The 24,269-nt window shown below is 67.8% G+C and carries 23 protein-coding genes, 1 tRNA gene and 1 pseudogene; 18 read left to right on the forward strand and 7 right to left on the reverse strand.

Annotation, left to right across the window (positions count from 1 at the left end):
* Nucleotides 1-55 precede the first annotated feature (55 nt).
* On the forward strand, nucleotides 56-784 hold the full coding sequence (locus F3H10_RS03765) for an RAD55 family ATPase (RefSeq protein ID WP_149783505.1): 729 nt from the start codon (nucleotides 56-58) through the stop codon (nucleotides 782-784).
* A gap of 1 nt (nucleotide 785) precedes the next feature.
* Here F3H10_RS03765 and F3H10_RS03770 read toward each other — a convergent pair whose 3' ends face one another.
* A complete protein-coding gene (locus F3H10_RS03770) occupies nucleotides 786-1,127 on the reverse strand; it encodes a helix-turn-helix domain-containing protein (RefSeq protein ID WP_149783506.1) in 342 nt (113 codons plus the stop codon).
* Between the two features lie 219 nt (nucleotides 1,128-1,346).
* Between F3H10_RS03770 and F3H10_RS03775 the strand changes: the two genes are divergently transcribed.
* The 4 genes and pseudogenes from F3H10_RS03775 to F3H10_RS03790 all read left to right on the forward strand — a co-directional run bounded on the left by F3H10_RS03775 (nucleotide 1,347) and on the right by F3H10_RS03790 (nucleotide 4,242).
* Nucleotides 1,347-1,685: a hypothetical protein gene (locus tag F3H10_RS03775; RefSeq protein ID WP_149783507.1), complete on the forward strand. Its 339-nt coding sequence runs from the start codon at nucleotides 1,347-1,349 to the stop codon at nucleotides 1,683-1,685.
* Nucleotides 1,686-1,882: 197 nt separating this feature from the next.
* Nucleotides 1,883-2,494 (forward strand): archaellin/type IV pilin N-terminal domain-containing protein, encoded by a 612-nt coding sequence (locus F3H10_RS03780; RefSeq protein WP_149783508.1) that lies wholly within the window; start codon nucleotides 1,883-1,885, stop codon nucleotides 2,492-2,494.
* Between the two features lie 2 nt (nucleotides 2,495-2,496).
* Nucleotides 2,497-3,153 (forward strand): annotated as a pseudogene (locus F3H10_RS16530) (archaellin/type IV pilin N-terminal domain-containing protein); the annotation flags it as partial.
* Between the two features lie 462 nt (nucleotides 3,154-3,615).
* Nucleotides 3,616-4,242 (forward strand): DUF7500 family protein, encoded by a 627-nt coding sequence (locus F3H10_RS03790; protein ID WP_149783509.1) that lies wholly within the window; start codon nucleotides 3,616-3,618, stop codon nucleotides 4,240-4,242.
* A 252-nt stretch (nucleotides 4,243-4,494) separates the two neighbouring features.
* On the opposite strand, the gene F3H10_RS03795 is transcribed toward F3H10_RS03790, so the two are convergent.
* Nucleotides 4,495-4,962 carry a zinc ribbon domain-containing protein gene (locus tag F3H10_RS03795; protein WP_149783510.1) on the reverse strand — a complete coding sequence of 156 codons (468 nt, stop codon included), beginning with the start codon at nucleotides 4,960-4,962 and terminating at the stop codon, nucleotides 4,495-4,497.
* Between the two features lie 230 nt (nucleotides 4,963-5,192).
* Here F3H10_RS03795 and F3H10_RS03800 point away from each other — a divergent pair, with 230 nt between their 5' ends.
* The 10 genes from F3H10_RS03800 to flaJ all read left to right on the forward strand — a co-directional run bounded on the left by F3H10_RS03800 (nucleotide 5,193) and on the right by flaJ (nucleotide 16,883).
* On the forward strand, nucleotides 5,193-7,703 hold the full coding sequence (locus tag F3H10_RS03800) for an ICP22 family protein (protein ID WP_149783511.1): 2,511 nt from the start codon (nucleotides 5,193-5,195) through the stop codon (nucleotides 7,701-7,703).
* An 87-nt stretch (nucleotides 7,704-7,790) separates the two neighbouring features.
* Nucleotides 7,791-8,147 (forward strand): chemotaxis protein CheY, encoded by a 357-nt coding sequence (gene cheY / locus F3H10_RS03805; RefSeq protein WP_149783512.1) that lies wholly within the window; start codon nucleotides 7,791-7,793, stop codon nucleotides 8,145-8,147.
* Nucleotides 8,147-9,349, forward strand: coding sequence for a chemotaxis protein CheC (locus F3H10_RS03810; protein ID WP_149783513.1), 1,203 nt, complete (start codon nucleotides 8,147-8,149; stop codon nucleotides 9,347-9,349). The genes cheY and F3H10_RS03810 overlap by 1 nt, the downstream gene beginning before the upstream one ends.
* A complete protein-coding gene (locus F3H10_RS03815; RefSeq protein WP_149783514.1) occupies nucleotides 9,346-9,867 on the forward strand; it encodes a chemotaxis protein CheD in 522 nt (173 codons plus the stop codon). Before F3H10_RS03810 ends, F3H10_RS03815 begins: the two co-directional genes overlap by 4 nt.
* Before the next feature lie 91 nt (nucleotides 9,868-9,958).
* Nucleotides 9,959-11,695 carry a FlaD/FlaE family flagellar protein gene (locus F3H10_RS03820; protein ID WP_149783515.1) on the forward strand — a complete coding sequence of 579 codons (1,737 nt, stop codon included), beginning with the start codon at nucleotides 9,959-9,961 and terminating at the stop codon, nucleotides 11,693-11,695.
* Entirely contained in the window at nucleotides 11,685-12,146 is a 462-nt protein-coding gene (locus F3H10_RS03825) for a flagellin (protein ID WP_149783516.1), read from the forward strand. Before F3H10_RS03820 ends, F3H10_RS03825 begins: the two co-directional genes overlap by 11 nt.
* Nucleotides 12,147-12,638 (forward strand): flagellar protein G, encoded by a 492-nt coding sequence (locus F3H10_RS03830; protein WP_149783517.1) that lies wholly within the window; start codon nucleotides 12,147-12,149, stop codon nucleotides 12,636-12,638. It abuts the gene before it with no gap.
* Nucleotides 12,639-13,391, forward strand: a complete 753-nt coding sequence (locus tag F3H10_RS03835; RefSeq protein WP_149783518.1) for an ATPase domain-containing protein — start codon at nucleotides 12,639-12,641, stop codon at nucleotides 13,389-13,391.
* A 54-nt stretch (nucleotides 13,392-13,445) separates the two neighbouring features.
* A complete protein-coding gene (locus F3H10_RS03840; protein WP_149783519.1) occupies nucleotides 13,446-15,119 on the forward strand; it encodes a type II/IV secretion system ATPase subunit in 1,674 nt (557 codons plus the stop codon).
* Nucleotides 15,120-15,146: 27 nt separating this feature from the next.
* On the forward strand, nucleotides 15,147-16,883 hold the full coding sequence (flaJ, locus tag F3H10_RS03845; RefSeq protein ID WP_149783520.1) for an archaellar assembly protein FlaJ: 1,737 nt from the start codon (nucleotides 15,147-15,149) through the stop codon (nucleotides 16,881-16,883).
* A 29-nt stretch (nucleotides 16,884-16,912) separates the two neighbouring features.
* Here flaJ and F3H10_RS03850 read toward each other — a convergent pair whose 3' ends face one another.
* Nucleotides 16,913-17,836: an NAD-dependent epimerase/dehydratase family protein gene (locus tag F3H10_RS03850; protein ID WP_149783521.1), complete on the reverse strand. Its 924-nt coding sequence runs from the start codon at nucleotides 17,834-17,836 to the stop codon at nucleotides 16,913-16,915.
* A 149-nt stretch (nucleotides 17,837-17,985) separates the two neighbouring features.
* Here F3H10_RS03850 and htpX point away from each other — a divergent pair, with 149 nt between their 5' ends.
* Complete coding sequence (gene htpX, locus F3H10_RS03855; protein ID WP_149783522.1) at nucleotides 17,986-18,864, forward strand: zinc metalloprotease HtpX; 879 nt, start codon at nucleotides 17,986-17,988, stop codon at nucleotides 18,862-18,864.
* A 428-nt stretch (nucleotides 18,865-19,292) separates the two neighbouring features.
* On the opposite strand, the gene F3H10_RS03860 is transcribed toward htpX, so the two are convergent.
* Nucleotides 19,293-20,939, reverse strand: a complete 1,647-nt coding sequence (locus tag F3H10_RS03860) for an alpha-amylase family protein (protein ID WP_149783523.1) — start codon at nucleotides 20,937-20,939, stop codon at nucleotides 19,293-19,295.
* A 124-nt stretch (nucleotides 20,940-21,063) separates the two neighbouring features.
* Here F3H10_RS03860 and F3H10_RS03865 point away from each other — a divergent pair, with 124 nt between their 5' ends.
* Entirely contained in the window at nucleotides 21,064-21,375 is a 312-nt protein-coding gene (locus F3H10_RS03865; RefSeq protein WP_149783524.1) for a hypothetical protein, read from the forward strand.
* 43 nt (nucleotides 21,376-21,418) lie between these two features.
* Here F3H10_RS03865 and F3H10_RS03870 read toward each other — a convergent pair.
* Nucleotides 21,419-21,503: transfer RNA gene (locus tag F3H10_RS03870), tRNA-Ser, on the reverse strand.
* A gap of 112 nt (nucleotides 21,504-21,615) precedes the next feature.
* On the opposite strand from F3H10_RS03870, the gene F3H10_RS03875 reads away from it, so the two are divergent.
* Nucleotides 21,616-22,578 (forward strand): AAA family ATPase, encoded by a 963-nt coding sequence (locus F3H10_RS03875; RefSeq protein ID WP_149783525.1) that lies wholly within the window; start codon nucleotides 21,616-21,618, stop codon nucleotides 22,576-22,578.
* Nucleotides 22,579-22,587: 9 nt separating this feature from the next.
* Here F3H10_RS03875 and pyrE read toward each other — a convergent pair whose 3' ends face one another.
* Together pyrE and kdgK1 are read right to left on the reverse strand one after the other, a co-directional pair.
* Nucleotides 22,588-23,133: an orotate phosphoribosyltransferase gene (gene pyrE / locus F3H10_RS03880; protein WP_149783526.1), complete on the reverse strand. Its 546-nt coding sequence runs from the start codon at nucleotides 23,131-23,133 to the stop codon at nucleotides 22,588-22,590.
* Nucleotides 23,134-23,280: 147 nt separating this feature from the next.
* Entirely contained in the window at nucleotides 23,281-24,246 is a 966-nt protein-coding gene (gene kdgK1, locus F3H10_RS03885; RefSeq protein ID WP_188127860.1) for a bifunctional 2-dehydro-3-deoxygluconokinase/2-dehydro-3-deoxygalactonokinase, read from the reverse strand.
* Nucleotides 24,247-24,269: the final 23 nt, after the last annotated feature.

A 24,269-nucleotide genomic window follows, 5' to 3' on the forward strand; every position in this document is an offset into this window, starting at 1 on the left:
CCGGCGGCTCGAACGGATCGTCTTTTATATACTCCCGCCGCGAAGACCGAGGCGAATGTCAGAACTCGTCTCTACCGGAGTCGAGGGGCTCGACTCGATCCTCACCGGCGGCATCACGGAGCAGTCGACCGTCTTGGTCTCCGGGAACCCCGGCACCGGAAAGAGCATCTTCGGGATCCAGTACCTCTATACGGGCGTCACCGACCACGACGAGCGCGGCGTGTACGTCTCCTTCGAGGAGGACGAGGCCGACATCCGCGCCGCCGCCGAATCGGTCGGGTTCGAGGACTTCGGCGATCTGGTCGACGACGGCGAGATCGTGATCCTCGACAAGCGACAGATGCTCCGGGAGACCGACTTCTCGACCGCCGTCGACAAGTTGCTCGACACGATCGAGGGCGAGGACTTCGACCGGCTCGTGCTCGACTCGCTGTCGATGTTCCAGCTGTTCTTCGAGGACGAACAGGAGAAACGGACCTACCTGCTGAAGTTCTCCGACATCCTCAAGGCGAACGGGCTGACCTCGCTTCTCATCAACGAGCAGGGCGCGGTGTTCCCCGACACCGAGGTCGGTCTGGAGAACTTCCTCACCGACGGCAACATCTACTTCATCCAGACGCCGACGGACTCGGGTGTCAACCGCTACGTCTGGGTCGCGAAGATGCGCAAACAGGACATCGACACGGACATCTTCCCGATGGAGATCGGACAGGGAGGGATCACGGTCCACGAGCGGGCGGGGGGGTTCTCGATGATGAGCCGGTCCGACGAGCCGTCGTTCTGACTCAGTCGCCCTTCGCCGAGAGGTCGCGCCACACGTCGTCGAGGCGGTTCTTGACCGCGGAGCGCTCCTCGACCTCGACGGTGAGCCCGTCCCGGAAGTCGACGTCGACGCCGTCGACCTTCCGGCGGTACACCTTCACCCGGCGGTGCTCGTCGGAGAGCGGTCGGTCGTGGAGTTCGAGCAGGTCGGCCTCCTCCAGCTCGTTGATCCGGCGGTAACACGTCGCGATGGGGACCTCCAGCTCCTCGCTCAGGTCCTGGGCGGACTTGGCGTCGCCCGTCGCCGTCAGGATGTCCGTGTTGTACTTGTTTCCGAGCACCGTGATCAGGTCGTCCCCCACCATTATCGTTATCAATTGTGAGTCCCGGACCCAAAAAGATATTGATAGGGAGCACGGCCGCCGCCGGCATTCGTCGAGTCGTCGACGCGGAACGGTCGGGTTTCCGAGGGTCTGCGGCCGCGCGGCGATCGGTCGCGTATGACCGATCGTCGATCCGCCGAACGTTATCGGTATTGATACCCGTTACAGGAGCTTTATCGTGGCCGAGCGGGCAGGCCGCGTATGGACCTCATCGAAGGACTGTATCTCGTGACGACCACCGTGCTCGCGGGGGCGGGCGCGACGCTGTCGGCGTTCGCGGTGACGGCGTACCGCTCCTCCGGGCGGACCGCGATGGCGTACCTCGCCGTCGGGTTCGGACTGGTCGTCGTCGCCGCGCTCGCCACTCCCCTCGCGGCGTTTCGGACGGCGTTCGCGAACCCCCGAGCGCTGCTCTTGGTCAACACCGGCCTGCTCGCGGGGTCGATGGCGCTCGTCGCGGGGAGTCTCGTGGTCTACGAGCCGGGTACGCGCGAGTTCGTGATCTCCGAGTCGGAGATCAGCGAGGTTGGAGACCAGTGACTCATCGGATCCATCTCTGATAATCAGATGGGCATGTCGTTTTTTGATTCTTTTACTATTTTTTTGGAATTATCCCCAAAAACGCACGACTGCGGTAGTTTATCAACTCGAATAATCTGCCCCGTGTCTTTAATAGGTGATTCCCGCTCCGTAGCGATAACGCCCGCCGGGCGGACCGCGGGCCCACACAACAACCAATGTTCGAAACCATACTGGACGAGGAAGAGCGCGGTCAAGTGGGGATCGGGACGCTCATCGTGTTCATCGCGATGGTGCTGGTGGCGGCGATCGCCGCCGGCGTCCTGATCAACACCGCCGGGTTCCTCCAGACGCAGGCGGAGGCGACGGGGCAGGAGAGTACGAGCCAGGTCAGCGATCGGCTACAGGTCGTGAGCCAGTCCGGCTCATTCAATGATGCAGAAGGTGTGATCGAATCCGTTGACTTCGTTGTTGCGCAGTCTCCGGGTTCAGATAATATCGATCTGAGTGAGACATCCGTTGAGATCCTCGGAGGAGACGGTCAAGAGACATTCACTCTGAGTTCGGATTTCAACGATGACGGATCCCAGATCAACATCTTCACTGGTAGTCCCGGTGATGTTGTATTAACTGACACAAGTGATCGTGCCGAGGTTACTCTCAATTTGGATGATTCAAGTGGGGAGATCAGTCATATCGTCGGTAACGACGGCTATCTTGTCGAAGAAGGTGATTCGTTGACCGTTACGTTCACTACGCCGTCGGGGGCGACGACAACGACGGAACTGCGTGTTCCGAGTACCGTAGTTAGAGATTCGGTGAGGCTGTAACAATGTTCGAATTCATTACTAACACGGAAGAGCGCGGTCAAGTGGGGATCGGGACGCTCATCGTGTTCATTGCGATGGTGCTGGTGGCGGCGATCGCTGCCGGCGTCCTGATCAACACGGCTGGGTTCCTCCAGACACAGGCGGAGGCGACTGGGCAAGACAGTACGGACCTCGTGTCCGAACGGATCGACGTTACGAGCGAGGTCGGTATCGTTGAGACTGGTCAGGATCCGTCTGCGCTCGACGAGATCCGTCTCACGGTTTCCGGTGCTGCAGGGGCTGACGATATCAACCTCGCCGACACAACACTTCAGGCAGTGGGTCCGGGTGGTCAATCGAATCTCGTGTTCACTGATCAGCCGACGAGCGACGTTGCGGCACTCTCGATCCCACAAGTGGATGAAGAATCAGATCTAACCAATAATGGGCCTGTGACAGTGTCTGTTTCGACTAACTACGATGCGTTTGATTCCTTCGATTCGACTACTGCCCAGAGAGTTGAGTTCAGCCTCACTGATGATTCTGAAGGTTCGACTGTAACTACCGAACAAACTGGAGACGATTCAGGAAATACTGATTTCAATATCGTTGATCAGAGTACTGCTGATTCTGCCAGCACGGACCTTGCTGCTCCTACAAGCGAAATTGTGAATCCTGACGAGATTACTGTCACGATTTACGATACTTCTGGTGCTGAGGACGAAGAAATCGGTACTGTCACACAAACTGTTGGTGCACAGGACGGTCCTGCTGAGTTGACTGGTACAGTCGATGATGCGGCAACAGTCCAGAATCTTGATGGTGACGAGTTTGCCATTGACGATCCTGATGGTGACTTTGAGAGTTCGCCCGTCCTCAACAGCGAAAATCAGTACACGATCCTGATCAACCCCAGCGCGGGTGCATTTAACGAGGGTACCTTCGGTGAAGGAAACACTGCGACTCTCGACATCGTCTCGCCTGCCGGTGCGACGACGACGGTCGAACTCCGTGCTCCTGACCTCTTCAGTGAGGGCGGTGCAGCGGTCCAGCTCTAACGAGCCACGAACGGCCTGCTAACCACGTCCCCGGCGGCACGTCCGCCCGGAACACCTATTTTCTCGCGTCACCACGGCTACGCCATGAGTGACCACGACGCATCGCCGGCCGACCCCGAGGAACTCGATTTCACCGACGACGAGAACGTCGTGGAGATCGGGGAGGGTCGGTACGTCGTCGGGACCGACGGCCGCCCCAACGTCCGCCGCCGGTCCCCCGAGCCGGAACCCGGCCCGGCCGACGACTCGGGGTTCCGGTCGCCGACGGACCCCGCCCCCGCCGACGAGCGCGAACCGGTCGCCGGAGATCGCCGCAATTCGGGTGCTGAGACCAGTTCGTCGAGAGGCGACGCCGGCGTCGACCGCCGCGCGGTGAGTCGGTGGCTGGCGGACTCCTTCGACGACGACGGCTTCGACTACGGCGTCGACATGACGCTCCACGCGAAGGGGTCGACCGCCCGCAACCGCATGGTCTCGAACGACGTGACGGCGACGTTCGACAACACCCTCTCGTGGTTCGTCTCCAACGCCGGGCCGGGAACCGATTCGGCGGAGGCGCTCGGGCTGCTGCTCGTCGCCGCCGACACCCCGATCGACGTGCCGCCGGTCGCGATCAAGCGGTTCGCCGCGAGCCAGGGGCTCTCCGCGAACGACTCCATCGGCGATCTGATCCGCGCCGCCGAGGAGGCCGGCGGGTTTCGGATCGAGTGAGATCGGGCGATCGGTTGGTCGTGATCGATTCTGACGCGGCGAACACCACCAAAGCCCCAGTCGCGAGGACGCCGTACTCGCTTACGGCGTCCTCGCGACTGCCTCTTTGAGTCCCATCCAGACCGCCCAGCACCGCACCTCACGCCTCCCCAGCCTCGTCGGTCGCCAGCGGCGACCGACTCCCTCGCGGGCTCCTCGCGCCCTGTCGGGCGCTCGGAGGCGCGCCACCGTTTAAACCGACCATATCTCGAACTATAACACGAAGAACAGCGCCGCACCGAGGACCACGAAGACGACGTACAGCCCCGCCATCGCCTCCCGCTTGAACGTCCCGCCGACGGGCAGCCCGAGCAGCCGGCGGGTCGGCGGGAGGATCGCGATCCCGCCCAGAAGCAGGAGCCACGCGCCGGGGTTCGTGATCTGCGTGAGCGCGACGACGATCGTCGCGTACCCGAGCACGTAGCTCCCCCGTCGCCACAGCTGTTCCCGCTCCGTGAGTTCCTCGGCGGCGACGCCGAAGACGTCGGCCGCGGTGACGTCGCCGCTTCCGCCCCCGCCGGCTCCGCTACCGCCGCCCGACCCCCCGACCACCTGCTTCGCCTGACGCTTTACGTACTGGTCGAGCTCCTCGGCGGCCTCCTCGTTCTGCGGCGCGCCGCACTGCGAGCAGAACCGGGCGGAGTCGTCGATCGGCGCCTCACAACGGGGACAGGACTTCATCCTCATCGGAACGGCACCGCGGTCGGGCTTAACTCTTCGGTCCGCGGCTCTATTCGACCGGGATCTCGGATCGCTCATCCGACCACTCGGGCGCTCTCCCCTTATTTCACGGCCGATCGCCTCGTTTTCCACGCTGATAATCGGGGGCGCACGTTTTAGTCGACACGCCGCCGAGTCGACCCAGACGACCGGCGGTCCGTCCGCGAACGGGCCGCGTGAACGACCAAACGATGTCACAGCCACCCCCGCAACCGTCGACGAACGAGCCCGACCCGTCCGTCGACGCTGACTCCACCGATGAAGCCGAACGGACCCGTCGCACCCATCCCACACGAGGATCGACCGCGCGCGTCCTCGCCGTCGGGGTCCTCGCTGTCGCCCTCCTCGGACTCCTCCTTGCGGGCGCGGCACCGGCCATCGGCGCGACTCCGGTCGGGGATGGCGCATCCGACAGCTCCGCAGTCGCCGAGTCCGGCTCGATGGCGATCGACGCCGAGGGGGTCGCGGGCGGTCCCGCCGCGGTGAACGCCTCCTTCGGGTCGGACACGTACACGACGACCGCCGGCGACCCCGTGGAACTCACCGTCGAGGTCGAGGACGGAACGAAGTATCTCCTCGTGGGCGGGAACCGGCTGAGCGACCCGAACGCGCCGGTGGGGTTCGTCGACGTGATCGAGGTCAGCGGCGAGGGCTCGACCACCGTAACCCTCAACACCCGCACGGCCGGCACCGGGGTTGAGTACGCGTCCGTCACGAGCGAGGGGGGCAGTGCGACCAGCTGTTCGGTCTCCGCCTGCTCGCTCTCGTTCGTCGACGAGGACGGCGAGCCCGTCGCGAACTCCCTCTCCGGGCTCCCGTCGAGAGCGGGCGCAGACGGGCTGGTGCGCCCGCTCGTCCCCGAGCGGTACCGGCTCTCGCTCGTCGACAACGCGACGTTCACCGTCGACGAGTCCAGCGTCGTCGCCCCCGCGGCCGCCTCCAACCGGGCGGAGCTCGTCGTGACCGAGCCGGAGCGGCGGATCGCGGAGGAGATCGAGATGTTCACGACGATGCCGGCGGAGTCGGAGTCGGACGCCGGGATCGAGCCGGTGGGGTCCCTCCGGAGCGACGGCCTCGAGCGGTCGGCCGTCACGAAGGGCGACCGGCTCGTGATCGGCGTCGAGGCGGCCGGGATCTGGGGCGCGCTGTCGCATTTCGCGGACGAGCGGGACGCGGGGCCGGTGGCCGCCGGCGAGAACGCGACCGGCGCAGTCCTTGCCGACCTGCTCGCCGCCGAGGAGGGCGTTCACCTGCGGATCGAACAGACGAACCGGCCGAACCAAGCGACACGGATCGGCCCCGACGAACTCGAGGACGCCACGCTGATCTTCGAGTCGGCGAGCGAGCTCGAGGCCGCGCCCGACGACCCGACCGCCGGCCGCCTCTACGTCGTGATCGACACGAGCGACGGGAACGCGCTCGGCGACCGGCTCAAGCCCGGCGAGGAGTACCGCGTCGAGTTCGGACTCGACGGAGCGGACGGCGAGCGGTATCGGTTCGCGGAGGATCCCAGCGCCGTCGACGCCGATGCTCCCTTTGCCGCCGCGTCCGTCGGCGACGACGGGGTACCAGAGCAGTTCCCGTACCTCTCGACGGACGAGACCGGCGTCTCAGCCGACGCGACGTTCTCGGTCAGCGAGCGATACCTCCGGTACGATCACGTCACCGACGACGGCGAGGTCCTCGTCGACGGCGACGGCGTCACCGGAACCACCACGCTGTTGCCCGCGACCGAACTGACCGCCGTGTTCGCCTACGACGGCGGCGAGACGCCGCGAACCTCGGAGGCGACGGTCCGGATCGACGACGGCGGGAACTTCAGCGTCGATCCCGGCATCGGCGAGGCGCAGCCCGGCGACCGCCTGACGGTCGACCTGTACGCCGATTCGAGGCCCTACGACAGCCGGACGGCGATCGTCGCCTCGGACGCCACCGACCCCGATCGGCTGCGGCTCGACGACGAAACCACCGAGCTCAACGTGACCCGCGGCGACACGCTCTCCGAGCTGTCCGTGACGGTTCGCAACGCCGGCGTCGTCGAGGGGCGGGAGCCGCTGTCGCTCGACGTCGCCGGCGGGGAGATCTACGAGGAACGGTACGTGACCGTCGGCCCGGACGAGCCGAGAAACGAGACGTTCAACGGGACGAGAGTCGACCTCGAGCCCGGCACGTATTCGTACACGCTGGCGATCGCCGACGACGAGACGGCGGGCACGCTGACGGTCGATCCCGACCCCGCCGTGACACGGATCGACGACGGAACGGACGGCGGTGGAACGAGCGACGACGGGAACGCCAACGACGGCGACGGGAGCGACGCTGGCGGAACCGGAAACGGCACGGAACCCGGAAGCGACGCGGAGACGGAGAACGGAACCGAGGTTGCGAACGGGACGGAACCCGACGACACGGGACCCGGAAGCGAAACCGACTCCGGAAACGGCACGGACGCTGGAAACGATACGGAGGCTGGAACCGGCACGGAGGCCGGAAACGGCATGGGGACGACGAACGGAACCGGCGCGGAGACGGAGAACGGCACGGACGCCGAGAACGGCTCACCCCCCAACGGAAGCGACGGCGACGGCCCGGGAACTCCCGCCGACCCGGCGTCACCCGCGTTGATCCCGGTCGGCACCCGCGAGGCGTTCGGTGGCACCGTGGTCGTGGGCGTGACGTATCTGCTCGGCCATTGGATCTGAATTCCGCTCGGACGAGTGTGTAGTCCGTTCTCAACGATGAGAACCGCAGGCGAGCGGTTAAGTGGACGCTGGCTCCGAGTTCGTGATATGGCGAAGCGCGTGCTCATCGCTGACGACTCGGAGTTCATGCGGAACCTGCTCCGTGAGATCCTCGAAGGGGAGTTCGAGATCGTCGGCGAGGCCGAGAACGGGGTGGAGGCGGTGAACATGTACGACGAACACGGTCCCGACCTCGTGATGATGGACATCGTGATGCCCATCCGCGACGGGATCGAGGCGACGACGGAGATCAAAGGCGAGGACCCGGAGGCGACGGTGATCATGTGTACCAGCGTCGGTCAGGAGGAGAAGATGAAGGCGGCGATCAAGGCCGGCGCCGAGGGGTATATCACGAAGCCGTTCCAGAAGCCGAACGTCCTCGACGCGATCGGGTCGGCAGTCTGATGCGCGTCGACGTTCGAGCGCTCGGCGCGTGTAACCGGCTCGCCGAGCGCGGCGCCGAACGCGCGGCCAACGCGCTGGGCGAGCTGACGGGGTCGGACCTCGCGGTTGAGGTGACGGGCGCGAGCGTCGCCACCGGGGAGGACCTCGCGGAGGCCTTCTCCGGCCGCGAGTCAATCGGCGTGCGCGTCGGGCTCGACGGCGGCCTTGAGGGCGCGGCCGTGCTCGCGTTCGACGCCGAACAGATCGACGGGCTGCTCTCGGTGCTCCCCGGCGGCTCGTCGATGGGGCGGAGCGCGGTGACGGAGGTCGGCAACATCGCGCTCGGCGGCTTCCTCGACGGCTGGGCGAACTACCTCGGGCGGGCGATCGACATGACCCCGCCGCGGTACTTCGAGGCCGACGGCGCGGCGGTGTTGCCGGACGGCGCGCTCGCCGGAGACGGCGTCTTCCTCTTCGAGAGCCGGCTCGACGCCACGGGAACCGACCTCGACTTCTCGATCTACATGCTGCCCGACTCCGGGCCGTTCCGCGACCTCGTGGTCGGCAAGACCGCCACGGCGGCGACCGCGGGCGCGGAGGGTGCCCGCGGCTCCGCGGCGGGCGCGAACGCCACCGCGGTCCCCTACGAGTCGCTCTCGACGTTCGCGTCGCTGGCGAAGCGCGGCTCGGCGAACGCCGCCGACAACATCGGGATGATGACCGGGCTCGAGACCACCGTCGACGTGAGCCGGCTCCGGTTCGTCCCGCTCGCGGACGTGCCGAGCGAGGTGGGCACGGAGCCGCACGCGGGGACCGTCTTCGAGCTTCAGGGGAAGCCGAGCGGCTACCTCGCGATCCTCTTCTCCGAGGAGTCGGCGGCAGCGATCGCCGAGGAGATGCTGCCGATGGAGCCGAACGAGCCGCTCGGCGGGATGGCCGAGAACGCGCTCTGTGAGCTCGGCAACGTGATGACGAGCGGCTTCATCGACGGCTGGGCGAACGTCCTCGGCACGTCCATCTCGCACTCGCCGCCGGAATTCGTCCACGACATCGGCTCGGCGACGGTCAGCCCGCTCGTCGCCTCGCTGAGCCGACGCCAGGACTACGGGTTCGTCATCGACGCCGCCATCCGGACGGAGGGCGTCCAGGCGCGCTGTGACGTGTACGCGCTCCCCGACGAGCGCGAACTGGCCGCGGCGCTGGAACGCCTCTCGGAGACATGAGCCATCTCACGCCGTCGGGGGACCGGCCCGTCTCGGACCGGGACGACCCTCCCCGGCGCGTGAAGGTCGGCGTCGGCGATCTCGCCGTTTCGAGCGACGGCGCGGTGTTGACGACGAGCGGGCTCGGCTCCTGTGTCGCGATCGCGCTCGTCGATCCGGCGACCGAGATCCGCGGGCTCCTCCACGCCATGTTACCGTCCGCTGACGGGGACGAGAGGCGGACGCCCCGTCCGGCGAAGTACGTCGACTCGGGGCTCGACACGCTCGTCGACGAGCTCGAGACGTCCGGTGCGTCGCCCGGTCGGCTCGAGGCGCGGCTCGTCGGGGGCGCGGAGATGCTCGATCTCACGGCCGCGGTCGGGCCACGGAACGTCGAACGGGCTCGCGAGAGCCTGGCGGCGGCCGGGATCCCCCTCGTCGCCAGCGATGTCGGCGACGCGGTCGGGCGGACGGTCCGGTTCCTGCCCGGCGGGGACCTCGCCGTCCGGGCGGCCGACGGCTTCGAGCGAACGCTGTAGCGCCCGCCGGAAATCCTCCCGCTCCCCTGTGTTCTCACGCCTGATATTTTGAGGGGTGGGTTGAAGTGTCGTCTGGGGATTGCTGTGATCAATGGGCCTCGAACTATCGGTGTGGGGCGTCTCGACGGTCGCTTGGACAGTCGCCACGCTGGGGCTCGTCGGTGCGAGCGTTCTCGACCGATTCCTCGACGACGACGGGGACGACGCGGACGGTGGCGACGACGTCTTCGGCAGCGATGGAATGGGAGGCGGTGGTGGCGGTATGGGGGGAGACGGCGGTGGTATGGGCGGCGGATTGGGAGGCGGCGGTGGCGGCGGCATGGGTGGCGGCGGAATGGACGGCGGTGGGGGCATGAGCGACGGCGGGATGGGTGACGGCGGCTTCGACGACTTCGACGGCATGGACGAGTGGGACGACGGCTTCGACGACGGTGGGGGCGGCTCCGACACCGACGAGTTGGAAAAGCGCCTCGACGACCTCGAAGCCGAGGTCGCCACCCTCTCCTCGACGGTGTCGACGGTGCGCTCGGAGAACGAGGAGATCTCCGCCGCGGTCGACGACATCGAGGAGGACGTCCGGAACCTCCTCGACATCTACGAGATGGTCACCCGCGGGATCAACCCGTTCGTCGACGAATCCAGCGGCTTCAACGGCGGCGGCGGTGGCGCGGACAACTCCTTCGGCCTCTTCGACGACGACGGCGACGACGAGGCCGAGGCGGAGCTCGACGACGACGTCGCGAGCGCGGACGCGGACGGCTTCTTCGACGAGGAGCTGCTCGACGACGACGACGGGCTCGACGACTTCGACGAGCTCGAGGACGCGGACGACGGAGACGGATCGAACGGCGAACCGGACGACGGCGAACCCGCCGACGCCGCGTCCGAGACCGAACCGGCGGAGGAAGACGACGACATGAACGACGACGGAAAGAGCTTCAGCGAACTCAAAGAGGAGTACGACGCCGGGGAGGCCGACTGGGCCGATGACGCCGGCGACGAGACGGCACCCGAGGGGGACGGCTTCGAGGACGACCCGGACCCGTTCGACGACGAGGGTCTCGAAGACGGCGACGACTTCGACGACGACGTCGGCGGGACGTTCGAGGACGACTCCGCGGCCGGATCCCGCGGGCCGACGCCGGGCGGCGATCCCGCCGAGGCGACCGGGGACGGCTTCGAGTACGTCGGGGACGACGACCTCTCGAGCCGCCGGGGGAAGCCGTACCTCACCGAGTTACCCGGCGACTACGTCGGCGACCTGCTCGTGATGGAGTGGCTGGAGTTCCTCGTCTCCGAGAGCGACGTCACCGACGCGGTGCGCGCGGTGAACTACTACGAGCGGATCGAGTGGGTCGGCCCGGACGCCGCCGCGCGGCTCCGGGACTTCCTGTCCGGATTCGGAACGATCGACCGCAACCTCGTCGACCGGCCGGGGACCGACCGACTGGTCCGTGAACACCACACCCGGAGCCTGCGGTACATCACGCAGCTCAACGGCACGGGCGGGAACCTCGTCCTCCTCGACAGGTGGGACGACCTCGCCGGCGGCTCGATGGTCGGCGGCGGGCCGCCGGCTCCCGCCCGCGGCTCTCGTGGTTCCCCTGACTCCCGTGGGCGTGACGGACGGGAGTCGGCGTCCAATCGCGCCGCCGAGAACGCCCGGGAACGGTCGAACGGGACGGGCCCACGGGACGGAAGCGATCGCCGTTCGCGACCCGACGACGGTCGCGGTCGAAACGGCAGGTCGCCCCGACCGATGAACGACCCGGATCCGCATCCCGACCGCGCCGACCCGGCGGACGGAGGGTGGGGAGATGGGCGTTAGCGTCTCGGCGTCGACGGCCATCATCGTCGCGGGGATGTTCTTCGCGTTCACCGCCTTCTACCCGGTCGCGGCCAACGGGTTCGACCGCGTCACCGAGGGCGAACGCGACGTCCACGAGCGCGCGCTCGAACGACAGAACACGGCGTTTTCCGTCGACTCCGCGACGTTCAACGCGAGCGGGAACGACCGGCTCGTCGTGAACGCGACCAACGAGGGGTCGGTCGGGCTCGTCGTGAGCGACACGACCCTCGTCGTCGACAACGAGTACGTCGACGTCGCCAACGCGACCACGACCGTCGACGGCGACGGCGACACGGACCTCTGGCTCGGCGGGGAGCGACTCTCCGTCGAGGTCGACGGGAACTCCCTCGAGACGGGCGTCACGAACGACTCCCGCGTCGTCCTCGTCGTCGAGTCCGGCGTCCGCGACGCGACGGGGGTGAGCGCGTAGATGGCCAGCGTCCCGGTCTCACACCTCATCCTGTTCGTCGCCAGCCTCGTGATCGCCGCCGGCGTCGTCGGCACGGTCACCACCGGGGTCGACAGGGTGAGCGCGGCCGTCGAGGACGGCAGCCTCGACGCGACCCAACAGCTCCGCACGGACGTGACGGTGATCTCCGATCCCAACGGCGGGGTGTACAACGGGACCGAGAACAACGTCACGCTCCTCGTGAAGAACACCGGCACCCAGCGGCTCGCCCCCGACGGCTCCGGGGTCGACGTCGTCTTCGACGGCGAGTACGTGCGGCCGGACGCGACGACCGGCGAACTCGTCTCCGTCGACGGCGCGACCGCCTGGAGCCGCGGCGACGTGCTCCGGCTCACGATCGACCTCGACGTGGTCGGCGTCAACCCCGGCGAATCGAGCGGCACGAGCGACCACCGGGTGTACCTCACGGTCAACGGGGACGAGGAACTGTTCCAGTTCCGGGTGGAGGCGTAGATGCCCCGCGCCGACAACCTGCTGTCCCTGGGCCTGGGCGAGCACGACCGGCTGAACAAGGAGCTCGGCGGCGGGATCCCCCGCGGGAGCATCGTGCTCATCGAGGGCGATTACGGCGCGGGGAAAAGCGCCATGTCCCAGCGGTTCTCCTACGGGCTCGTCGAGGAGGGCGCGTCGGTGACGCTGATGTCGACGGAGCTCACCGTCCGCGGGTTCATCGACCAGATGCACTCGCTGGAGTACGACATGGTGAAGCCGCTCTTGAACGAGGAGCTGCTCTTTCTCCACGCCGACTTCGACTCCGGCGGGGCGTTCTCCGACGACGACGGCGAGCGCAAGGAGCTGCTCAAGCGGCTGATGAACGCCGACGCGATGTGGCGCTCGGACGTGATCTTCCTCGACACGTTCGACGCGATCTTCCGGAACGACCCGACCTTCGAGGCGCTCGTCCGGAAGAACGAGGAACGGCAGGCAGCCCTCGAGATCATCTCGTTCTTCCGCGAGATCATCTCGCAGGGAAAGATCGTCGTCCTCACCGTCGACCCGTCGGCCGTCGACGACGACGCGATCGGCCCGTTCCGGTCGATCGCCGACGTCTTCCTCCAGCTCGAGATGATCGAGGTCGGCAACGACATCCGTCGACAGATCAACGTGAAACGCTTCGCGGGCATGGGCGAACAGGTCGGCGACACCATCGGGTTCTCCGTCCGCTCGGGGACGGGGATCGTCATCGAGAGCCGCAGTGTCGCCTGAGGAGACCGCCGCGGGGGCACCCCCGGCGGGGAGCGACGATACGAGACACGAACGATGACCGAACACGGCACCGCGAAACCTTCAGACGAGCTCCGGAAGGCCGCCATGCGTCGGCCGCACCTCAGAGAGCACCTCAAGGAGTTCAAACAGATCACCGGGGAGTTCCCGCTGTACATCGAGGAGCCGAAGGACGAGTACGAGTCGAACCGTCCGAACGTGCTCTACCCGGTCGGCGGGCCGATCTACTGTCACGTGTACGGCGACCTCGGCCAGGAGACGAAGTACTACGCGATCGAACCGGAGATGTCCGGCCCGCAGGCGACCGTCCTCGAGCGGGTGAAGAACAAGCTGCTCGCCGCCAGCGGCGGCCACACCGCTCCGTCCTCGGAGGCGGAGTACGACGACCTCATCGAGGAGTTGCTCGAGGACGTCACCCACATCCAGAACGGGCAGACCGGGTGGCGATCGAGCGTCTCGAAGCTCCTCAACGTCGGGAAGCTCTCGGTCACCGAGGAGACCTACGAGAGCATCCGGTACCGTCTCAACCGGGACATCGTCGGGCTCGGTCCGCTCGAACCCGTGATGCGCGACCCGGCGAACGAGGACATCCACGTGATCGGTCCCCACGAGTGTCACGTCGATCACGGCACGTTCGGCATGCTCGAGACCACCGTCGACTTCGGGACGCCGAAGGAGTTCGACAACTGGCTCCGCAACATGGGCGAGCGGATCGGCGACCCGCTCTCCGACTCCGATCCGATCGTCGACTCGACGCTGCCGGACGGGTCGCGTATCAACATCATCTACTCCGATGACGTCTCGCTGAAGGGCTCCTCGCTCACCATCCGACAGGGCGAGGACGTCCCGCTGTCGATTAACCAGATCACGAACTGGGGGACGCTCTCGCCGCAGCTCGCGGCGTACCTCTGGCTGTGTCTGGAGAACGAACAGACCGTCTTCGTCGTCGGCGAGACGGCTTCGGGGAAGACGACGACGCTGAACGCCATCCTCTCGTACATCCCGCAGGAATCGAAGATATACACCGCGGAGGACACCGCCGAGGTCGTCCCGCCGCACAACACCTGGCAGCAGCTCCTGACCCGCGAGGGCGGCGGCGAGGGCTCCTCCGACGTCGACATGTTCGACTTGGTCGCCGCCGCGTTGCGCTCGCGGCCCGACTACATCGTCGTGGGCGAGGTCCGGGGCGCGGAGGGTCGCATGGCCTTCCAGGCGGCCCAGACGGGTCACCCCGTCATGTTGACGTTCCACGCCTCGGACATCGTCTCGATGATCCAGCGGTTCACCTCCGACCCGATCAACGTCCCGGAGACGTTCATGGACAACGCCGACGTGGCGCTGTTCCAGAACCGGGTGAAACAGGGCGACGACGTGCTCCGCCGGGTGACGAGCGTCCAGGAGATCGAGGGGTACTCGAAGGAGATGGAGGGGGTCGTCACCCGCGAGGTGTTCAGTTGGGACCCCGTCGAGGACGACATCGTCTTTCAGGGAATGAACAACTCCTACGTGCTCGAAGAGCAGATCGCGACGCTTCTGGGGTACGCGGACACCCGCGACATCTACGACGATCTGGATTTCCGCGCGGAGCTGATAGAGCGGATGATCAGTGAGGGAATCCTGGGCTATCACGAGGTCAACCAGGCGATCGACGCCTTCCAGCGCGACGGCGTCGAGGGGCTACCCTTCGAGATGCACCGCAACGTCAGGTGAGTTCACGCGCATGGACCAGGTGACCCGATGAACGTGAAGGCGGCTGGAGACGGGCTCGCGACCGCGATGCGGCTCACCGAGGAGGTGCTTGACTCCTACGAGAAGCTCGACATCTCCAAGCGACAGTACGTCGGCTACGTGCTCGTCCCGGCGATCCTGGTGTTCGCGGCCACCGTGGCCGGGGGGTTCCTCCTCCCGTTGCCCGTCGCCGCGCGGGTGCCGATCCCGATGTTCGGCGCGCTCACGCTGCTGTCGGCGGTCGTCTATCCGAAGATCTACCTCAGCGGCGTCGAGAACCGGATCGACAACCAGCTCCACCTCGTGATGACGCACATGACCGTGCTGTCGACGACGAACATCGACCGCATGGAGGTGTTCCGGACGCTGGCGAAAGAGGGGGAGTACGGGGCCGCAGCCGAGGAGATCGGTCGCGTCGTCCACCTCGTCGACACCTGGAACCAGAGCCTCGACGACGCGTGTCGTCGTCGCGCCAAGGAGGTCCCCTCCGACGCCATGGCCGACTTCTTCGACCGGCTCGGCTACACGCTCGGGGCCGGCCAGTCGCTCGAGGACTTCCTCGTCTCCGAACAGGACGTCATGCTGGCCCAGTACGAGACGCTGTACGAGTCGTCGCTGTCGAACCTGGAGGTGATGAAGGACCTCTACATGTCGATGATCCTCTCGATGACGTTCGCGTTGGTGTTCGCCATCGTGCTCCCCATCCTGACGGGCAACGACCCCACGGCGACGGTCGCGGCCGTGATCGTCCTCTTCGTCTTCGTCCAGCTCGGGTTCTACGCGATGATCCGGGCCACCTCGCCGTACGACCCGATCTGGTATCACCCCGAGGACCGCGCGCCCGGCGACCTGAAGCTGTGGGCGTCGTTGGGTATCGGTGCCGCGCTCTCGCTTCTCCTCATCGGGTTCACCGCCGCCGGGATGTTTGGGTACGGACCGGGGCTACCCGGCCTCCTCTTCTTTCTCGAGGACGTCAGGCTCCCGCTGTACATCGCGGTCCCGATCACCCCGCTTTTCATCACCGGGGTGATCCTCCGGACCGAAGAGCAGGCGATCACCGCCCGCGACGGGGAGTTCCCCTCGTTCGTCCGCGCGCTGGGTGCGACCGAGAGCGCCAAGCAGTCCACCACCTCGGACGTGTTGACCACGCTTCGCGACAAGGACTTCGGCGCGCTCTCGCCGTCCATCACCCGGCTGTACCGCCGGCTGAACATGCGGATCAGCACCGAGGGGGCGTGGCGCGCCTTCTCGCGTGACACGCGGTCGTACCTCATCCAGAAGTTCTCCGAGATGTACCTCGTCGGCCGGGAGATGGGCGGGGACCCGAAGCTGCTCGGCGAGCTGATCTCGCGGAACATGAACACCGTCAACCAGCTCCGCGAGCAGCGCCGGCAGTCCGCCGTGACGTTCATCGGGCTCCTGTACGGGATCACCGCGGCGGCGACGTTCGCCTTCTTCATCGGGCTCGAGATCGTCGCCATCCTCGCCGACCTGACCGCCGACTTCGAGATCGACCAGATGGACATCGGCCAGATCGTCTATCCCGGCGCGTACGACATCCCGCTCATCGAGTACCTGCTCCTCACGGTCGTGCTCTTCAACGCCGCGCTCTCCTCGCAGATGATCCGGAAGATCGACGGCGGCAACCCGGCGAACGGCTACATCCACTTCGTGTTGTTGACGTGGCTCGGCGCGGCGACCGCGATCGCGACCCGGACGCTCGTGAACGCGATCCTGTCGATCTGAGGGCGTCGGTTCGCCGTCGTGCTCCCGGCCTACCGCTCGAACAGCGTCGGCTCCTCGACGGTCTCCTCGGCCGCCTCCCGCCACGACCGGGTCGGCTCCCAGCCGAACAGCCGCCTCGCCTTCTCGATCGCGTACGCGCCCCGGTCGTCGCCCTCGGCGACCGCACAGTCGTCGGGGACCCCGCCGTACGCCTCCCGCAGGAGGTCCAGCAGGGGGCGGCCGAGCGCGTTGTCGGCGGCGACGCAGTTGACCGCCTCGTGGTCCCCCGGCTCGACGGCGGGGTCGTTTCCGAGGAGGTCCGCGACCGCCGCGTCGACGAGACCCGCCACGTCGCGGGCGTCGACGTACGACCAGAAGTTGCCCGCGCCGGCCGCGAGGTCCTCCACGTACTCCGCCTCTCGACACGCGTACGCGCCGGGATACTGGATCCACGACGGGCGGATCGAGACCGCGGGGACGCCGTGTCGGCGGGCGACCGCCGCGGCGTTCTCCTCGGCGGTCACCTTCGAGAGCCCGTAGGGGTCCTCGGGCCGCCGCGGGTGCTCCTCCGTCACCGGCAGCTCGTCCGGCAGCGGCGTGGGGTCGGCGAAGAAGAAGCCGTACGCGCCGTCGCTCGACGCCTGGACCACCGGCGCGTCGGCGCGTCCCGCCGCGGTCAGGACGTTGTGGACGGCGAGCGCGTTCGTCTCGAAGACGCGGCCCTCCGGGTGGGTGCCCGCGACGGGGATCGCCGCCCAGTGGACGACCGCGTCGGGATCGACCGCGCTCACGACGTCGAGCGCCTCGCCGCGGTCGGCGAGGTCGGCCGCGCGAAACGAGACGTTCGGGGCCGGGTCGACCCCGAGCCCCGGGTGGTCGTAGTCCGCGACGACGACGTCGTACTCGCCGGCGATCCGGTCGACGACCCAGCGGCCGGACGCGCCGCGGCCGCCGGTGACGAGGACGGTGTCCATGTGCGGGCCTCGCGGAGCCCGGAAAAAAGGCCGTCGTTCGGCGGTGTCGTCTCGGCCTTGCTGTCGATCTCACACGGCCTCGCAGTCGATCGACGAGGGCGCCTTCCCGCTCCGGCAAGCTTTAACGCCACGAACGGTAAGCCATGGGTATGGACTGGAAGACCGACTGGGGACTGCGTGGACGGATGGCGTTCACGATGTTCCTGCTTTTCGCCCTCTACGTCGTGTTCGTCGGCGTGCTGTCCCTGTATTTCAATAACTTCCTGTTCCCGCTCGTCATGCTCGGCGGGTTCGCGATCGCCCAGTTCTTCTTCAGCGACAAGCTCGCGCTCCGGAGCATGGGGGCCCGGGAGGTCACCGCCGAGGAGTACCCCGAACTCCACCGCACGATCGAGCGGCTCTGCCAGCAGGCCGACCTGCCGAAGCCGGCCGTCGCCGTCGCCGACTCGCGGGTGCCGAACGCGTTCGCGACCGGCCGGAACCAGAAGAACGCGACGGTCGCGGTGACGACCGAGCTGCTCCGGACGCTCGATCAGGACGAACTGGAGGGCGTGCTCGCCCACGAGCTCGCGCACGTGAAGAACCGCGACGTGATGGTGATGACCATCGCCTCGTTCCTCTCGACCATCGCCTTCTTCATCGTGCGGTGGGGGTGGCTCTTCGGCGGGAACAACCGGCAGGGCGGCGGCGCGCCGGTGATCGTCGCCATCGCGGTGTCGATCGTCGTCTGGATCGTCTCGTTCCTCCTGATCCGCGCGCTCTCGCGGTACCGCGAGTACGCCGCGGACCGCGGCGCGGCGGTCATCACCGGGAAGCCCGGCGCGCTGGCGTCCGCGCTCGTCAGCATCGACGGCCGGATGGACCGCGTCCCACAGGAGGACCTCCGCGACGGCAGCTCGGAGATGAACGCCTTCTTCATCATCCCGATCAGCGCGGGGTTCCTCAGCCGGATCGCCTCGACGCACCCCCAGACCGAGAAGCGGATCGACCGGCTCCGCGACCTCGAACGCGAGATGGAGACGGCCTGAACGCGTAGTGGTACGGTCGTTTCGACGGGAATCGGGCCGGTGAGGACGAGGTCGTTGCCGGCGCGGTGACCGTCTCCAAAGCCCCAGTCGCCCTCGCGACTGCCCCTTTGCGTCCCACCCAACCGCACAGCCCCGCACCTCACGCCTCCCCAGCCTCGCTGCTCGCTGCTCGCGGCTTCGCCACTCGCTTATCGAGGTACTCACTTCGTTCGTACCTCGCACCGCTCGCAGCGTCCCTCGCGTGCTGCTCGCACCCTCCCGGGCGCTCGCAGGCGCAGGGCGAGAGCGAAGCTCTCGCTTGAAGCCGGCGCGTAGCGCCGGCGACGCCACCGCTCCGGCGATCTTGTTCGGCTGTACGATCGATACACAGCGACTCCGGAAGGCGTCTGACCCGACTCCCTGGCACCGCGGTATTTTCTCACACCGCCCTACCGCTTCTCGCCGCGGATCCAGACGTACTCGTGGCCGCCCAACTCGAGCGTGACGCCGCCGTCCGCGACGCGGAACCCGCCCTCGCCGACGACGCGCTCTGCCGCCGCGGGGTCCACGTCGAACCCGCAGACGGCGTCGCGCGGCTCCGCGGCGAAGTTGTGCGCGCACAACAGGACCTCCCCCTCGTGGTCGAACCGATGGACCCACACCTCCTTCGGATCCGCGTCGACGATCCCGAAGTCGCCACGGGCGACCTCGGGACACCGACCGCGGGCGCGTGACAGCTCCCGAACTCGCGAGAGGAGCGAGTCGGGGTCGTCGCGCTGGGCGGCGACGTTCACCCGGTCGTACGCGTACTCGCCCTCGTCGACGACGGGATTGTAACACTCGTCGGGGTCGGCCGTCGAGAACCCGCCGTTTCTCGAGTCGTCCCACTGCATCGGGGTGCGGACCGCCTCGCGTTCGGGCAACGAGAGGTCCGCGCCCATGCCGATCTCGTCGCCCGACTGGAGCGCGACCGACCCCGGCAGCGCGAACAGCAGGGCGTGAGCCAACGCGATCCGGTCGTGATCGCCGTCGTACAGGTCCGCAAGCCGGAGCCTGTGGCCCCGCTCGAAGATCCACGAGTTGCCCGCGTCGTCGCCGAAGTACTCGCGGGCGTGTTCGAACGCCTCCTCGGGCAGCTTCAGCAGGTTCCACTCGTCGTGGTTCCGCAGGAAGTTCACCCAGCCGCCGACGCCCTCGACGTCGGGCAGGACCTCGTGTGCCCGATAGAGCGGCCACGCGTCACGCACCCCGATCGCGTACGTGAGGTGCGCGTTCATCACGAAGTTGAACTGGAGGTGGAACGCCTCGCCCTCGCCGAAGTAGTAGTCGAGGTGTTCGGGCTCGTCGTCGGCCTCCGCCAGCAGGACGGCGTCGGACTGCTCGGCCTCGACGACCTCGCGCATGCGCTTGAACAGGTCGATGGGCTCGTCGAGTTCGGTGTCCTCGAGGGTCGTCGCGTTATGCCCCTTCGGCATGAGCATAGGGTGGGCGGCGTCGATCCGGAAGCCGTCCGCGCCCTGCTCGAGCCAGAATCGGAGCACGTCGTACAGCTCCTCGCGGACCGCGGGGTTCGCCACGTTGAGGTCGGGCTGGTGGCCGTAGAACTGGTGGAAGTAGTGTTTCCCGGCGACCTCGTCGTACGACCAGACGCCGTCCTCGTACTCCGGGAAGATGTTGCCGCGGTGGTGGGCGTCCTCGAGGTGGCTCGTCCAGCAGTAGTAGTCGTGATACTCCGATTCGGGGTCCTCGCGGGCCCGCCGGAACCACTCGTGTTCGATCGAGGTGTGGTTGAACACGAGGTCGGTGATCACGCGGATCCCGCGGTCGTGTGCGCGCTCGGCGAACTCCCGGAAGTCCGCCAGGGTCCCGAGCCGCTCGTCGACCGCGTAGTAGTCGGCCACGTCGTACCCGTTGTCCCGCAGCGGGCTCGGGTAGAACGGCCGGATCCAGACGGCGTCGACGCCGAGTTCCTCGAGGTATCCCAGCCGGTCGATCGCTCCCTGGAAGTCCCCCCATCCGTCGCCGTCGCCGTCGTCGAACGTCTTCACGTCGAAGGAGTAGACGGTCGCGTCCTCGTACCAGTCGGGATCGCTCATGCGGGCCGCTAGGGCGGCCGGGGGTGTGATTCCTTTCGATCGCCGAACCGACGGGCGCTCGACCGTCTCCGGGGTCGATCCCCGTCTGACGGGGTTTTTAATCGGTGAGCCCCCAGTATCGGTCGTGAGCGTCGTCGTCGCGGTCAAACCGTCCGCCCGCAAGCGCAACGCGAAGGTCGGCCGGATCGTCTTCGAGGACGGTTCCCGACACGCCTTCGAGAGCCGCGAGGCCGCGGAGCGCTGGGCCGACGACCTCTCCGCGGGCGACGGCCACGTGTGGGTCGCCGCCGCCCACCCCCGAGACGGCGGCGTCGCCGACCTCTATCTGGTCTCGCGAGCGACGAACGCCAAGCTCGAGGCGGCCTACGACAAGCGCCGGCGTCGACTCCGCGGCGACGCCGACCCCGAACAGGCGTCGCTCGGAAGCCCGCCGTAACGTCGAGAGACGGGTCTCTCGGTCGAGGAGTTCCACGAGAGAGCGCCGAGGCGGAGATTTGAACTCCGGTGTCCGAATGGACAGTAGATTTCGAATCTACCGCCTTGGCCAGGCTAGGCTACCTCGGCTCGTCTCCCGATTCGCCGCTTCCGATGTTATGGGTTTCGATCGCGGTCGGTCCGTCCTCCCGTCTTCGCCGCCCGCGACAACCCTTTTGCCGCCTCCGCCGTTGACGCTCGTATGGACGTCCCCGACGCGGCCGATGCCTGTTCGCGGGTGATGGACGAGATCGGATCCGCGGTCGTCGCCGACCGCGAGTTCCTCGAGCGCGTCACGCTCGGGATCATCGCCCGCGGCCACGTCCTCTTGGAGGACGTACCCGGGACCGGAAAGACCCTCTCGGCGCGGTCGTTCGCGACCGCGCTCGGTCTGGAGTTCTCGCGGATCCAGTTCACGCCGGACCTCCTCCCCTCCGACGTGACCGGCACCAACGTCTTCGACGAGCGGGACGGCTCCTTCTCGTTCTCGCCGGGACCGATCTTCGCGAACGTCGTGCTCGCCGACGAGATCAACCGCGCCCCGCCGAAGACACAGGCGGCGCTCCTGGAGGCGATGGAGGAGGGACAGGTCACCGCCGACGGCGAGACCCACGCGCTCCCCGACCCGTTCTACGTCATCGCGACCCAGAACCCCGTCGAGAGCGAGGGCGCGTTCCCGCTGCCCGAGGCACAGCTCGACCGGTTCATGATCAAGACGTCGCTCGGCTATCCCGACGAGGCCGGCGAGGTGGAGATCCTCCGCCGGCGTGCCGGCCGAACCGACCGGAGTCCGACCGTCGAGCGCGTGCTCGATCCCGCGGACGTGGCCGACCTCCGAGCGGTCCCCGAGACGGTCCGCGTGGACGACGACCTCCTCGCGTACATGGCGTCCATCGTCCACCGGACCCGCGAGGACCGCCGGGTCGAGGTCGGCGTCTCCCCCCGCGGGACCCAGCGGCTCTTCGAGGCCGCCCGCGCCAACGCGACCGTCGCCGGCCGCGAGTTCCTCACCCCCGACGACGTGAAACGCGTCGCGGAGCCGACGCTCGCACACCGGCTGGTGTTGACGCCGGACGCGACCGTCAACGACGTGGAGAAGGCCGACGTGATCGCCGACGCGCTCGACCGCGTCGCGGTGCCGACGGTGGAGCCGCCGGAGGCGTGAGCGGCCGATTCAGGCGTCCCGATCGGCGAGCAGCTCCGAGGCCGTCAACAGCGCCTCCAGTTCCACGTCGTGGTCGGCTAGTAGCTCCGCGGCACCCTCCTCGCGGTCGACGACGACGAGCACGCGGTTCACGGTCGCGCCCGCCTCGCGGAGCGCCTCGACCGCGTCGACGGCCGACTGCCCGGTCGTCGCGATGTCCTCCAAGACGACGACCTCCTCGCCCGCCTCGAGTCTCCCCTCGATCCGGTTGCCGGTGCCGTACTCCTTGGCCCGTTTCCGCGCGATGACGTACGGCCTGCCGAGCTCCGCGGCGGTCACCGCCACGAGCGGGACCGCGCCGAGCGCGACGCCGGCCAGCTTCGCGTCCGTGTCGGCGAGCCGGCCGGCGAACGCGTCGGCGATCCGCGTCAGGCAGTCCGGGTCGGTCTCGAAGAGGTACTTGTCGACGTAGTAGTCGCTCGTGCCGCCGTGTGAGAGCTCGAACTCGCCGAACCTGACGGCGTCGGCCGCGCGCAACGCCGCGATCAGGTCGTCCCGTCGGTCGTCGTCGGTCATGTCCGATCCGGCTCGCGGAGCGATTATAAACCGGTCGGAACGGCGGGACGGGCCGACCGTCGACGGTCGCTCGCCGCCCGGTCATCGGCCGTTCCCCGTTCGGTCATCGGCCGTTCCCCGTTCGGTCATCGGTCGCTCGCCGACGGCTTACCGGTCGATCCCGGCGTCGCCCTCGAGGACGCGGTCGACCTCCGCGGGCGTCACGACCGCGATGTCGCCGCCGACGGTGCGTTTGAGCGCCGCCGTCGCGGCCGCCCGTTCGAGGGCCGTGGACACGTCGCCGCCGTCGATCCGCGCGGCGAGGAAGCCGGCGACGAACGCGTCGCCGGTCCCGATCGCGTCGAACGTCTCCGCCTCGAAGACGCCCTGCTCGTGGACCGAGCCGTCCCGGAGCGCGAGCGCGCCGCCGGTCCCGCGGGTGACGACCACGCACTCGAAGCCGTGCTCGGAGGCGAGGCCGTGGGCGATCTCGACCGCGTCGCCCTCGCGTTCGAGCACCTCGTGGGCGTCCCGCTGTGGAACGAACAGCACGTCGACGTCCGCGAACAGGCTCTCATACGTCTCCCGCGCGGTTTCCGGCTCCCACAGCTTCGCCCGGTAGTTCAGGTCGAACGTCCGGACCACGCCGGCCTCGCCGGCCGTCCGCAACAGCGCCCGCGTCGTCTCGCGGGCCGTCTCCGAGAGCGCCGGGGTGATCCCGGTGGTGTGGAAGTACGTGGCCGCCTCGAGGGCGGCCGTCGGCAGCTCCGCGGGTTCGACCGTCGTGACCGCGGCGTCCGCGCGGTCGTAGATCACGTCCGTCCCCCGCGGCTCGCCGCCGTGTTCGAGGTAGTAGGTCCCGACGCGGCTCGAGTCGGGGTCGTCCCACGCCACGCCCGTCCGGACGCCGTGGCTCCGGAGCTCGCTCACGACCCGACGGCCGAGCGGCGAGTCCGGGAGCTTCGAGAACCAGACCGCGTCCGCGCCGAGCCGAGCCGCGCCGACCGCGACGTTGCTCTCCGCGCCGCCGGCCTGAACGTCGAGTTCACGGGTCCGCTCCAGCCGTTCGCCCCGCGGCGGGGAGAGCCGGAGCATCGTCTCGCCGAACGTCACGAGGTCCGTCACGCCGACCACCCCGGCGCGGTCGCGTCGGTGTC

The organism is Halorubrum aquaticum (genome assembly GCF_900113615.1).
Classification (GTDB): Archaea; Halobacteriota; Halobacteria; order Halobacteriales; family Haloferacaceae; genus Halorubrum; species Halorubrum aquaticum.